Origin of the sequence: Bradyrhizobium sp. HKCCYLRH2047 (assembly GCF_051168175.1) — a bacterium.
Taxonomy (GTDB): domain Bacteria; phylum Pseudomonadota; class Alphaproteobacteria; order Rhizobiales; family Xanthobacteraceae; genus Bradyrhizobium.
This window is the reverse complement of the sequence record NZ_JBNPUM010000004.1, coordinates 405898-418911: the sequence shown is the minus strand read 5'-3', so window position 1 is coordinate 418911 and position 13014 is coordinate 405898. Positions and strand designations below refer to the sequence as shown.

Below are 13014 nucleotides of genomic sequence, written 5' to 3'. Positions count from 1 at the left end.
GATGGTCCGGCAAGCCCATCACGCAAGCCATTGATCTGCATTCGAACTGATCAGTATTGCGAGCTCTTATCAGCTCGATACGATGTCAGACGTCTTGCAGCAGCCACCGCGGCCGTTCGAATCAGTTCCTGATCTGAACGTTGCGCCATCCCGTTGCGACATGGCAGCGCTCGCACGTCTGACCGAAGGTACCATTGTGCACGTCCGAGCTGCGATGACAGCTGAAGCAATCCATCGGCAACTTCAGATCCGGCGGCGACTTGGCCTTGTGACAGGCCTCGCAGGTGATCTTCTGGTGGACACCGACCAGCGGGAATCGTGTCTGCCGCGCGTGATCGAAACGCCATAGCCGCCATCCGTTCGGATTGTGGCAGTTGGCGCATCGCCCGCCGAGTTTCCCCTGGTGGAAATCCTTGTGGCAGCTCTCACAGGCCATCGGGGTGTTCTTGTAGGTCGGCGTCCGGTGGCACTCCTCGCAGGGCACCGACTTGTGCAGGCCGATCAAGGGGAAGCGCGTGATTTCATGATCGAAGGAGAGCTTCTTCCGCCAGCCCATATCGCTATGGCACGTCTCGCAACGCTCACCGAGCTTGCCCTGATGCGGATCCTGCTTGCGGTGACAGGACACGCATGAGGTCGCGAGCTTGTCCCGATAGAGATCACCCGTATGGCAGCCCTCGCACTTCACCTTGGCATGCGCATTTCGCAGGGGGAAGCGGGTCTTGTCGTGATTGAAGCGGACCGTCTTCCACTTGTCCTGATCGTGGCAGGTCTCGCACTTGTCGCCGAAGCGGCCGCCATGGACGTCCTGAAGACGGTGACATGAGCCACAGGAGGTCGGCAGATCCTTGTATTGCTGACCGGAATGACACGTCGCACAAGCGACCGACTTGTGGGCGCCCACGAGGGGAAACCGGGTCTTGGTATGGTCGAACTCCTTGGTCGCGCGCCATTTCACCGCCGTGTGGCAGTTCTCGCAGCGTTCACCGAGTCGACCGCGATGCGGATCAATCGCCTTGTGACACTCGAAACAGGTCGAGGGCGCGTTGCGGAACTTCACCTTCGCGACGTGACATCCCGCACAAGGCACGGTCTTGTGCGCGTCGACGAGCCGGTAGTTCGTCATGTCGTGGTTGAAGGTCTCCTTGTCGAGCTGGACGATGTCGGTTCCACGCCCCTTGTGGTCGGTGTGACACTGCCTGCACTCCTGGCTCAGCGCCGCCTGGTCGCGTCCGTGCAGGCGCTCACGCTGCCTGCGATCGACGGCAATCTCCTTGTGGCAATCGAGACAGAGGCCCGACTGTGCTTTCCGCGTATAGGCTTCGTGGCACTTTCCGCATTCGCTCTCGAGCTTGGCATGCTTCTCGACCAACGGGCCCGGCATGACGAGCTTCTCCAGCAACGTCTGCGCCCGCCCCCCGGCCGAGAGCATCGCAACGCCGGCCAGGACGGCGACGACGACCGCAACACGCCACCGCATCACGCAACTCCGTCAATAGTGATGGACGGCCCAGACATGAACGACGCCCGCCAGCAGCATGAGAAAAAACAGCGGCAGATGAAGCACATGCCACAGCGAAAACAATCGTTCGAAGAACGTCAGCTCAGCGGCCTTGCGTACCGCAGCGGCGTAGCGCCGCACCACCTCCTCGATTCGCTTCTCGCGACGCCGCCGCTCGGACCACGACCATCGCGCGCGCTTGGCTTCGGCGCGAATGAGCCGGCGCGCTTCCGCAACCACATTGGCGCGCAGCCGCCGCGTGCGCGCTGCGATGACCGCGCCGGTCCGCAGGCTGCCCAGCGCGGTTCGGGGTACCCTGTTGTCGAGCCCCTTGCTGAAGGCGGCCAACTCCCGCGACACGAACGAGACGGCCTGCATCTCCTGACCGAGCTCCGTTCGCATTGCCTCGGCCTCGGCGAGCAGCTCCTTGACACGCGCTCTCCCGCCATGGAGGCCCATATGGATCTTGCCATAGATGTAACGGCCGACCACGCCGCTGATCGCCACGATCAGCATGGTGAAGAACGCCACATTGCTGTTGAGCGCCCCCAGCTGGAAATTCGCATGGAACAGGATGAGCACGGGACCGATGACGCCGAGCAGCATGTGCGTCCTGAACCAGAACGGCACCGAGCCGATCCCGCGCAGCGACTTGAAGCGCTTGCGCATCGAATAGGCCAGCAGCGACAGCATCGCGACGCTGCCGTAGATCCCGAGCCAGTATCCGGTGCCGGAGCCCGGCGTAATATACTCCTCCTCCTTCTGCAGCCACCCCACGGTAATCGCTCCGAGAACGACGACCGTGATGACAACCGGAATGGTTCCTCGAAGAGGATTGCCCCGCGCGCGAGCGACCGCTGCTCTGCTCATGACCTCGACGTTTCCTGTGAAACCCGAATGCCGGATTGGCGGAAGCCAGACTCGTTCGCGGATCTCCGGATCTCAGTCGAGAGACCACTTAGTGATAACCACTTGCAACATCCCCATCCGTCTTCCGACACCGACGTCATTAGTCCGAAATCAGTGCGAGCCATATTTCCGCCGACGGCATCTGTTCAACGAATGGTCCAATCCTTGTCTCCAAGACGTCAGATCATTCTGGAATTTCTATGTCGGCATCTCTTGAGAGGAATTTGCATCTAGCACCGCATCGAACCTCTTCACGCGGAGTTCGCGGCCAGCGGCTCTCTTCTGCTGTTAGTTCATAAGACAAGGGAGCGAGACGACATGGCGCTCGATCTCCTGATCGTCTACGCCGCGCCGATGCTCGGCGTCTGGGCCACCTACATGGCGGTGCGCAAGAGAAGAGAAATAAAGAGCGTCGCGAAGCTCTCGGCCGCCAAGGAAGCCGGTCTGCTTGAGCCGGCATCCTTGCATCCTATCATCGATCCCGCCTTGTGCATCGGCTGCGGGTCATGCGTCAGGGCGTGCCCGGAGGGCGACATTCTCGGCCTGATCGGCGGCAAGGCGTCGCTGGTCGAACCTTCGCATTGTATCGGACACGGCGCCTGCAAGGCGGTGTGCCCCGTGAACGCCATCACGCTGGTGTTCGGCACCGAAACGCGCGGCATCGACATTCCAAACGTGGACGAGGCGTTCCAGACCAACGTACCCGGCATCTTCATCGCCGGAGAGCTCGGCGGGATGGGGCTGGTCCGCAACGCCATCGAACAGGGGCGCCAGGCGATCGACTCCGTCCGCAAGGTCAAGAACATCGGCAAGTCCGACATGCTCGACGTCGTGATTGTCGGCTGCGGTCCGGCCGGACTTTCCGCCAGTCTCGCCTGCCTGCAGCATCGGCTGCGCTTCGTGACGCTGGAGCAGGACTCGCTTGGCGGCACCGTCGCGCACTTTCCCCGCGGCAAGCTGGTGATGACGGCACCTTTCACGCTGCCGCTCGCGGGCAAGTTCAACTTCAGAGAGCTCAGCAAAGAGCAGTTGATCACCTTCTTCATGGGGATCGTGCGCAAGGCCCGCCTCAAGGTGAACGTCGGCGAGCGCGTCGAGGCCGTCACGCGAATGGGAGAAAGCTTCGACGTCAGGACGAACCGCGGCAGCTACAGAACGCATGCCGTGCTCCTGGCGATCGGGCGCCGCGGAACGCCACGCAAGCTGGAAGCTCCTGGCGAAGAGCAGAACAAGGTCGTCTATCGACTGATCGACCCCGAACAGTATCGCGGCCAGCACGTGCTCGTCGTCGGTGGCGGCGACGCCGCACTGGAAGCCGCGTGCTCCATCGCCGACGAGCCCGGAACGACGGTGACCCTGTCGCATCGCAGCGAGTCGTTCGGCCGCGCCAAGCTGAAGAACCGTCAACGGACGGAAACAGCCGCTCGATCGGGGCGGCTCCGGGTCATCTACAACTCCACGGTCAAACGGATCGGCAGCGACGACGTCGACATCGATGCCGGCGGCAACACGAGCACGATCCGAAACGATGCCGTCATCGTCTGCGTCGGCGGCATTCTGCCCACCGCATTCCTGAAGAGCATGGGTATCGAGGTGGAGACGAAATATGGCACGGCTTAAGTCCTCTCACATCATCATCCCCCTGATCTGTCTCGTTGGCTCGACCGTGCCGTCGGTCGCCCCGGCCGGCGACGCGCCGGCCGGCGTGAGCTCCGAAGCATTCGCGAGCCAGGCGGCCGATGCCGCGATCCGCGCCGGACATCCTGAGGACGCACTGAAGCTGCTCGAGCGCGCCGCCAACGCCGGGGATCCGGAGGCGCAGTACCGGCTTGCGTCGCTCTACCGCGCCGGTCTCGGCACCAGAGCAGACGATACGCTGGCGTTCAAATGGATGGAGGCAAGCGCAAGGAAGGGACACGTCAAGGCGCAGTACAATGTCGCAGCGATGTGGCTCGCGGGCCGCGGAACACCGGCCGATCCCGACCGGGCGCGGGAGTGGCTACGCAAGTCGGCGGCGGCTGGCTATCAGCCTGCCGAGCAGTTGATGGCCGACATGGCCAGCCGAGACGCGCGACCCCGCGCCAGGGAGCCGGCGCGCGAAGCTGCGCGCAGGCCGCCACCGACGCTCGATGCGCAGGCCGCCATGCGAAACGGCCATCCGGCCATCATCGACGCCGCCCTGCGCGGCCAGTTCGATCCGATGCGCCAGCTCATCGCTGCGAAGGCTGACGTCAACGCGGTCAACGAGGACGGCGATACGCCTCTGGCGATCGCCGCGGCCGCCGGGCATCTTCGGCTGGTGGAGCTCCTGCTCGCCTCGGGAGCCAACCCGAACACCGGCAACCGGCGCGGCGACACGCCTTTGATGCTGGCAGCGGACAAGGATCATGGAGACATCATCAAACTGCTGCTGACGAAGGCGGCCGACCCATCTGCAGCGCGTGCAGATGGCACGACCGCACTATTGATGGCGCTCAGCCGCTGCAACGGCGCCGCGATCGCTGCGCTCCTCGACGGCGCCTCCGGCAGTCTGCCCGCGTCGGCGGACGGCCGGACCCCCCTCATGATCGCGGTCGCGTCGTGCCCCAATGGCCCGCTCGATCGGCAACTCGTTCAGAGATCCGACCTCAACGCCGCCGATGGGCAGGGCCGCACCGCACTCTGGCACGCGGCCGGCAATGGCAATACGCACGCGATCGGACAACTGATCCGCGCCGGTGCGGACGTCAACCGCGCTGACGCCGACGACAAGACGCCGTTGCTGAATGCCATCGAAGGCCGCAGCGACGCGGCCTCGCTGCTTCTGTTGGACCATGGGGCCGACCCGAAACACGCGACAAGAGGCGGAAATACCGCGCTCATCCTCGCTGCGCGCGCCGGCCTTGCGGATGTCGTCAGTGAGCTTCTCAGGCGCAAGGCCGACCCGAACGTGCGCAACGGTCAGGGCATGAGCGCGCTGATGATGGCAGCCCATGAGGGGAACATCGGCATTGCGCACAGCCTTCTCGCCGCCGGTGCCGAAAAGCAGTTGAGGAACAAGCGCCGCGAACGTGCCACGGACATCGCCGCGGCCAGCGGTCACGGCGATATCGCCAAGCTTCTGGAATAGCGGACGATTTCGTTTCGCCTTCCTGCCTATCATGCGGTCGACCTCGCGTTCGCTGCTCGCTGCTCGCTGGCGCCGCAGACGATTCGCGCGTTATTTATCAACGAACATACCGCTCCATACCAAGACGCCTCGATGATACCGCTCTCCGGCCGTGAGTGCGAATGAGTTGCAGTTACACTACGATGCACGTCGATGGATCATCATCATTCCGTACGAATGATGCCTCATTCGGCGCATTGATTGTCGGCGCATCACAGACACTTGATAGTTAGCTGCAGGAATATCCGCTGCAGTCGGAGATACCAAATGACAGCGGAGGTCGGATCGTTTGCGCTCATTCTCGCGCTCCTCGTGTCGCTGGTGCAGTCGATCGTTCCGTTCGTAGCGCTGCGCCGCCAATCCGCGATGATCGCCGGCTTCGTTCGTCACGCTGCCTTGACTCAGTTTCTGTTCGTAGCGATCGCATTCGCATGCCTGACGTCGCTGTTCGTCCACTCCGACTTTTCAGTCCAGGTCGTCGCAGCGAATTCGCACACGCTGAAGCCGCTGCTCTACAAGGTCTCCGGAGTCTGGGGAAACCATGAGGGATCCATGCTGCTGTGGGTCCTGATCCTCTCCTTGTTCGGTGCTGCCGTTGCATTGTTCGGAACGAACCTTCCCGAGCGGCTGCAGAGCAACGTTCTCGGCGTGCACGGCATGATCGGCCTCGGCTTTCTGGCGTTCATCGTCTCGACGTCGAATCCGTTCGCGCGGCTGGTCGATGCTCCCCTCGAAGGCAACGGACTGAATCCGATCTTGCAGGATCCTGGCCTCGCCTTTCATCCGCCGTTTCTGTATCTGGGTTACGTCGGCTTCTCGATGGCGTTCTCGTTCTCGGTCGCCGCGCTGATCGAGGGAAAGGTCGATGCCGGCTGGGCCCGCTGGGTCCGACCGTGGGTGCTCGCGGCCTGGTGCTTTCTCACGATTGGAATCACGCTGGGCAGCGCATGGGCGTACTACACGCTCGGCTGGGGCGGCTGGTGGTTCTGGGACCCCGTCGAGAACGCCTCCTTCATGCCGTGGCTTGCGGGGACTGCGCTGCTGCATTCCGCCCTGGTGGTCGAACGTCGGAGCGCCCTCCAGAGCTGGACGATCCTGCTGGGGATCGTGACCTTCTCATTGAGCCTGATCGGGACCTTCCTGGTGCGATCCGGCGTGCTCACCAGTGTTCATGCCTTCGCACAGGACCCCTCGCGTGGCGCATTCATCCTGGCGCTCATCCTGGTGGCGACCGGCGGGGCGTTGACGCTGTATGCGATCCGAGCCCCAAGCCTGAAGCACGGTGCGCTGTTCGCGGCCGTCAGCCGCGAGAGCGGCCTCGTCCTCAACAATGTGCTGCTCACGGCAGCCGTGGCCACCGTGTTTCTCGGCACGTTCTACCCGCTCCTCGTCGACATGCTCGGAAACGACAAGATCTCCGTCGGCCCTCCCTACTACAACCTGACGTTCGTTCCGATCATGGTTCCGCTGCTGCTTGCCATGGTGATCGGCCCGGTTCTGAAATGGAAGCGCGATCTCCTCGTTGCGGCCCTGCAACGACTCCGCCTGGCCGGAGGACTTGCGGCATTCATTGCCGTCGCGATCCTCATCGCGACGTTCGGACAGCGTTTCCTGGTCGCGTTCTTCTTCGGCATCGCCGTCTGGCTCGTGATCGGCTCGCTGATGGTGCTGGCTCATCGCGTCCGCCTCGGCATGACGACTCCCCTGGCGACCTCGCTCAACCTCGCGCGCACCACCCCGCTCGCGGTCTACGGCCTGGTGCTGGCCCATGCGGGAATGGGCGTCACCGTCGCAGGCATTACCGGGATGACCGCGTGGGCCAGCGAGAAGGTGCAGATGCTGCGGCCGGGCCAGAGCCTGCAGCTCGCGGGCTACGACATCAAGTTGCGCTCGATCGGAAAATTTCCAGGCCCCAACTACGAAGCCGAGCGTGGCACGTTCGACATCACGCGGAACGGCAAACCGTTCACGCAGCTTTCCAGCGAGCGCCGCTTCTATCCCGTCAGACAGCAGCAGACGACCGCCGCCGGCATTCGAACCAACCTGCTCTGGAACGTCTACGTGACGCTCGGCGATCCCGACGACAAAGGCGCGTGGGCGGTGCGTTGCTACTATCACCCGCTGGTGCCGCTGGTCTGGATCGGCGCGCTGATGATGGCGTGCGGCGGCTTCGTCTCGCTGGCCGACCGGAGATTTCGTGTCGGTGCTCCGCGACGGGCGATGCGGGCCGTACCCACTGCCGTTCCTGCTGAATAGGACGAGATATGCCGCGCCTCCCCTATCTCATACCGCTCGCGGCTTTCGTCGCACTGGCCGCTGGACTGGCCTTCAGCCTGACCAACGATCCGCAGCGAATGCCCTCGACCCTGATCGACAAGCCGACCCCGCGGTTCCAACTCGCGTCGCTCGACGGCAAGGGCGGCGGTCTTGCCAGTACCGACCTGCAGGGCGACGTGGTCCTGCTCAACGTGTTCGCATCCTGGTGCCCCGGATGCCGCATCGAACATCCCATGCTGCTCAAGCTCGCGGAGAGCTCCGCGATCCCGATCTATGGGCTGAACTGGAAGGACGATCGGAACGACGGCAAACGTTGGCTTGCCAAGCATGGCAGTCCCTATGCCCGTGTCGGCTCCGATGAGTCCGGCCGGGCCGGCATCGATCTTGGCGTGACCGGCGTTCCCGAAACCTTCGTGATCGATCGGGCCGGCCGCATCCGCTTCCGCTATCCCGGCCCGCTGACCGAAGATGTATGGCGTGACGATTTCGAACCTCTGCTGAAGGCACTCAGGAGCGAGTCATGAACTGCCGGCGGATCAAGCGCGCGGCCGAAGCGCTTCTCGTCAGCTCGCTCGTGCTGACGGCGACCTGGTCGCCATCTCGTGCGGTGCTTCCCGACGAAATGTTGCGCGACGAGGGGCTGGAGGCCCGCGCGCGCGCGCTGGGCCAGGAGCTGCGCTGCGTCGTTTGTCAGAATCAGAGCATAGACGACTCCAACGCTCCGTTGGCGCATGATCTGAGGGTGCTGCTGCGCGATCGCCTGCAGGCCGGCGACAGCGACCGGCAGGCGGTGGACTTCCTGGTCGCACGCTACGGCAACTTCGTCCTGCTCAAGCCTCCCTTACAGTGGAATACGATCGCGCTGTGGATCGGTCCCCTGCTCGCTTTGCTCACGGCCGCCGTCGGCTTCGGCCGCTACGTGCGCCGGGCGGCAGCCAATGCGAGTGCGCCCGAGGCGGAGCACGTCGCTCCGCTCAGCGCCGACGAACTCGAAGCCTTCGAGGCGATCCTCGATCGACGGAGCCTTTCATGATGCTGTGGCTGATCCTGACGGCGATGATTTCCGTGGCCGCCGTGCTCATATCGACGCCATTCATCCGCAGCTACGAGCGGAGACGGTTGGCTTCGGCTCAGGGACTTGCCGTCCACCACGACCAGCTCCGCGAGATCGAGAGCGAAACCGCACGCGGCCTGATCGACAAGTCGGATGGCGAGAACGCGGCCAGCGAGATCAAGCGGCGCATTCTCGCCGCAGCCGCCGCCGAACAGCCGCCGGCGCCCTCCCTCACCAGCTCCGAACGAAAATTTGCGCTCGCCGTCGTCACGATGACCGTGGTGTTCGGCTCGGTCGTCCTGTACGCGGTCATCGGAAACCCGGATGTCCCCGCGGCCGCGCCGGTCCAGACCGCCGGCGGCACGACGCTGAAGTCGGTTGGCGAAGCGCGAACGGACGCCGGCACCCAGGCCATTGCGTCGTTGGAGCAGATGGCCGGCCAGGACGGTCGCGACCGCCCGCAGCAGGGCAGCGGACTGCCGCCGGTCGAAGAGATGATCCAGCGTGTGCAGACCCGACTGGAGCGAAATCCCAGGGATCCGGACGGATGGCGGCTGCTGGGCTGGTCCTTGTTCAACATCGAGCGCTTTGCGGAGGCGGCGCAGGCCTATGCGCGCGCAATGGAGCTGCGGCCAAGCTCGGCAGAGTACCGCAGCGCGCGGGGCGAAGCGCTGGTGCGGGCCGCGGACGGCACCGTCAACTCCGAAGCCCGCGCGGATTTCGACGAAGCACTCAAACTGGATCCCAAGGACGCGCGCGCCCGTTTCTTCATCGGCGTCGTGAAAGAACAGGATGGAGACAAACGGGGTGCGATGGCCGACTGGACGGCGATCGTATCGGAGGCCGATCCGAACGAGCCGTGGCTGCCTGATCTCAAGCAGCGGCTCGGCGCGCTTCGTCGCGAGCTCGGGGAGGATGACGCCTCGCCATCGCCTGCCCGGCCGAACCTGTCCGCCGAGCGCATGCAGGAACTCCTGCGCTCCGGCAAGACCGCGCAGAGCGAGCCGGCGGAGCCGCGCGGCCCCCGCGCCGAGGACATCCGCAAGGCGGAAAGCATGTCCACACAGGATCGCAACCTCATGATCCGGGGCATGGTGGATGGCCTTGCGAGCCGACTCGAACAATCACCGCGCGATGCAGAAGGCTGGATCAAGTTGATCCGCTCGCGGGTGGTGCTGGGTGACGTCGAGGCGGCGAAACAGTCGCTGCAACGCGCACTGTCGGTCTTTGCGGAGGACGCCCCGGAGCGCACGCGCATAGCTGACGCAGCCAAAGAGCTCGGGATCAATCCATAGCGTTCGAGGGCCCGATCCGCGTGTCCGCATCGTCGGAACCCGTTCGGCAACCGGAGGAATGGCAATGCGCATTCTGCTCATAGAGGACGAGCCCGTCTACGCGGAGCGCATCAGGGAAAGCCTGGCCGATGCCGGTTTCGAGGCGGATCTCGCCACCGATGGCAGGCAGGGCTGGATGCTGGGCAACAGCCAGCCCTATGATGCCGCGGTCCTCGACCTCGGCCTGCCGTGCATTTCGGGCCTCGACGTGCTGCAACGCTGGCGTCATACCGGGCACACGCTGCCGGTGCTGATCCTGTCCGCCCGCAGCGGCTGGGTCGAGCGTGTCAACGGCCTGAACGCAGGCGCGGACGACTATCTCGAAAAGCCCTTCAAGGCCCAGGAGCTCGTCGCGCGGGTCAAATCGCTGCTCCGTCGGGTTTCCAGCAGACCGGAGGCCGTGCTCCGCCTCCGACAGATCGAATTCAACGCGGCGGCTGGCCTGGTCAAGAAGGACGGGGAGATCGTCGACCTGACTGCACTCGAGTTGCGCGTGCTCGAGTTCCTCATGCGCCGCGCCGATCATATCGTGTCGCAGACCGAGCTGCTGGAGCACATCTATCCGAGCAGCGACCATCGCGACTCCAATACGGTCGAAGTCTACATTGCCCGGCTCAGGAGAAAGCTGGGGCGGGACTGCATTCGCACCGTCAGAGGCATGGGATATCGCTTCGGATAGAGCCATGTTCAGCCGCAACTTCCGAGCCCGGATGATCGCGGTCGCCGCGATCTGGATTTCAATCGTCTTGTTCGCCAGCGGGCTCGGGCTCTCGATCGTCATTCGCCGTGTCGTCGAGGCCCACTTCGATCATGACCTGCTGGATCACGCCCGCGAGCTCGCCGATCTCGTGGAACTCGACGCAGCGCAGCGGCTGTTCATCGCCCGCAATCTGAGCGATCCGCGTTTCTCTCCGGCCAGATCCGGAATGTATTGGCAGGTCATCCTGCAGAACGGCGAGACCGTGCGTTCGCCCTCGCTACAGGATGACCTCTCTCTTTCGGTCACGCCCGACCAGACCCGCGAGGGCTCACTGCCTCCCTCCACGGCGCTGGCGAATGTGGAAGGACCGACCGGGCCGATGCGGATGGTCCGAAACATCAGCGAGCCGTCTCGTCTCGGGCAACCCGTCGAAATCCGAATCGGTGCCGACGAGCGACTGATCAGTGACGAGATGGAGCACCTCAATCTGACACTGATGGCGACGCTGGGTCTGCTGGCCCTCGCCATGGTTGGCACCGCCTACGCTCAGGTCGCCTACGGCCTGCGGCCGCTGCAGCGGATGAGTCGCGCCATCGTGGAAGTGCGCAGCGGCAAGACCACACGCCTGCCCGAGGACCTGCCGGAGGAAATCATGCCGCTCGTCACCGAATTGAACGGGATGATCACGGCAAACCTCAGCATGGTCGATCGCGCTCGCGTGCTCGCAGGAAGCTTTGCGCACGCGCTGAAGACGCCTCTGGCAATCCTCGACGAGGAGGCCGCACGGCTGAAAGCGTCCGGTCAGGAGAGCCACGCGCAGATCCTGTCGGAGCAGTGCTCGCGCATGGCGCTGCTCATCGACTACCAGACGGCGCGCGCAAAGGCCTCCACGATCGCGAATGCAGGTGCGTTTGCGGTCGTCGCCGACGTCTTGAGGAGCATCATCGATACCTACTCGCGATTCAGCCCGGGGCACGACCGGCGGTTCGAAGTCGAAGGAGCGGCCGACGTCGTCGTTGCCTGCGATACCAACGATCTGACCGAGCTCATCGGCAACCTGCTCGACAATGCGGCAAAATGGGCACATGACCTCGTCGTCGTTTCGATCGAGGATCTCGACAGCTCCGTCTTGATCACGGTCGAGGACGACGGGCCCGGCATTCCGGCCGAACATCGAATGCGCGTGTTCGACGTGGGCACGAGACTTGACGACGCGAAGCCGGGCACTGGGCTCGGTCTGGCGATCGCCCGCGACCTGACCAGCCTCTATGATGGCCGACTGTGGATCGAGGATTCGAGAATGGGGGGCGCCGCCCTGAAGCTCGCACTTCGAAAGAAGGGTGATCCAAGCTCATCGTGACATGACTGGTGCCCGCAAAGCGACCGCAGCGGCATACGGCACGAAGCCAGTGGAGCAGGAAATCACCATGGCAAGATGCCCTGGGCCGGCGCGCCAACGACGCCAGCCGTAGTCGGTGAGAGGCTACTTTCGAACAGCGCGGGTCAGCAGCGTCGGCAAAATCGCAAGCTTCCCCGGCCGCGCTATCTCAGTGTCGAGAGATAGGCGACGACGTCGGCCCGCTCCTTCGCGTCCGCCAATCCTTTGAAATACATCTTGACCCCGTGAACGTCCCCGCGAGGATCGGCGATATAGGCATCCAGTGCCGTTGCGGTCCAAGGCGCGTTGTTCTTTTTCATGCTCTCCGAATAGGCGTAGTCCGGCACAGCCGCCGGCTGGCGTCCAACGATGTTCCAGAGGCTCGGGCCGACCTTGTTGACGCCGATCTCGGCAGAGTGGCAGTTATGGCAGATGCGCTGGAAGATGCTTTTCCCGGCGACCGGATTGCCGTCGAGCGCGCGGGCGCTCGGTGCCAGGCTGACGAGAACGGCGACAAGAACGATGCGGCGGAGCATGCGAGATCTTTCCCTTTTCGATCCGGAGCGGGCGCGGGCCAGCCCCCCGGCCAGGCGCGGTGAGCAGATCCGGGCAGATGATCGGACGACAGCCCGGCCCAAGTCCTTGTTCTGGATCAAGCCGCGCAGTTGCCGTTGCTGCTCAATTGGCCTAATCTTCTAAAAAAACGAACGATC

11 protein-coding genes are annotated in these 13014 nt (G+C 64.0%); 8 read left to right on the top strand and 3 right to left on the bottom strand.

Going from position 1 to position 13014, the window contains the following annotated elements:
* Positions 1 to 121: 121 nt before the first annotated feature.
* Both ACQR1D_RS12260 and ACQR1D_RS12255 read right to left on the bottom strand, forming a co-directional pair.
* A complete protein-coding gene (locus ACQR1D_RS12260; RefSeq protein WP_315804955.1) occupies positions 122 to 1480 on the bottom strand; it encodes a cytochrome c3 family protein in 1359 nt (452 codons plus the stop codon).
* 12 nt (positions 1481 to 1492) lie between these two features.
* Positions 1493 to 2278, bottom strand: coding sequence for a pyridine nucleotide-disulfide oxidoreductase (locus ACQR1D_RS12255; protein WP_315804954.1), 786 nt, complete (start codon positions 2276 to 2278; stop codon positions 1493 to 1495).
* 450 nt (positions 2279 to 2728) lie between these two features.
* On the opposite strand from ACQR1D_RS12255, the gene ACQR1D_RS12250 reads away from it, so the two are divergent.
* From ACQR1D_RS12250 to ACQR1D_RS12215, 8 genes are all read left to right on the top strand, one after another.
* Positions 2729 to 4030, top strand: a complete 1302-nt coding sequence (locus ACQR1D_RS12250) for an NAD(P)-binding domain-containing protein (protein ID WP_315804953.1) — start codon at positions 2729 to 2731, stop codon at positions 4028 to 4030.
* Positions 4017 to 5519, top strand: a complete 1503-nt coding sequence (locus ACQR1D_RS12245) for an ankyrin repeat domain-containing protein (RefSeq protein WP_434838296.1) — start codon at positions 4017 to 4019, stop codon at positions 5517 to 5519. The genes ACQR1D_RS12250 and ACQR1D_RS12245 overlap by 14 nt, the downstream gene beginning before the upstream one ends.
* 306 nt (positions 5520 to 5825) lie before the next feature.
* Positions 5826 to 7814, top strand: coding sequence for a heme lyase CcmF/NrfE family subunit (locus ACQR1D_RS12240; RefSeq protein WP_434838297.1), 1989 nt, complete (start codon positions 5826 to 5828; stop codon positions 7812 to 7814).
* A gap of 8 nt (positions 7815 to 7822) precedes the next feature.
* Positions 7823 to 8359 carry a DsbE family thiol:disulfide interchange protein gene (locus tag ACQR1D_RS12235; protein WP_434838298.1) on the top strand — a complete coding sequence of 179 codons (537 nt, stop codon included), beginning with the start codon at positions 7823 to 7825 and terminating at the stop codon, positions 8357 to 8359.
* Complete coding sequence (locus tag ACQR1D_RS12230; protein WP_315804950.1) at positions 8356 to 8868, top strand: cytochrome c-type biogenesis protein; 513 nt, start codon at positions 8356 to 8358, stop codon at positions 8866 to 8868. The genes ACQR1D_RS12235 and ACQR1D_RS12230 overlap by 4 nt, the downstream gene beginning before the upstream one ends.
* Entirely contained in the window at positions 8865 to 10184 is a 1320-nt protein-coding gene (gene ccmI, locus ACQR1D_RS12225; protein ID WP_434894056.1) for a c-type cytochrome biogenesis protein CcmI, read from the top strand. The genes ACQR1D_RS12230 and ccmI overlap by 4 nt, the downstream gene beginning before the upstream one ends.
* A 64-nt stretch (positions 10185 to 10248) precedes the next feature.
* Positions 10249 to 10902, top strand: a complete 654-nt coding sequence (locus ACQR1D_RS12220) for a response regulator transcription factor (protein WP_315804948.1) — start codon at positions 10249 to 10251, stop codon at positions 10900 to 10902.
* A 4-nt stretch (positions 10903 to 10906) separates the two neighbouring features.
* On the top strand, positions 10907 to 12283 hold the full coding sequence (locus tag ACQR1D_RS12215) for an ATP-binding protein (protein ID WP_434894055.1): 1377 nt from the start codon (positions 10907 to 10909) through the stop codon (positions 12281 to 12283).
* Positions 12284 to 12465: 182 nt separating this feature from the next.
* On the opposite strand, the gene ACQR1D_RS12210 is transcribed toward ACQR1D_RS12215, so the two are convergent.
* Entirely contained in the window at positions 12466 to 12957 is a 492-nt protein-coding gene (locus ACQR1D_RS12210) for a c-type cytochrome (protein WP_316237801.1), read from the bottom strand.
* Positions 12958 to 13014: the final 57 nt, after the last annotated feature.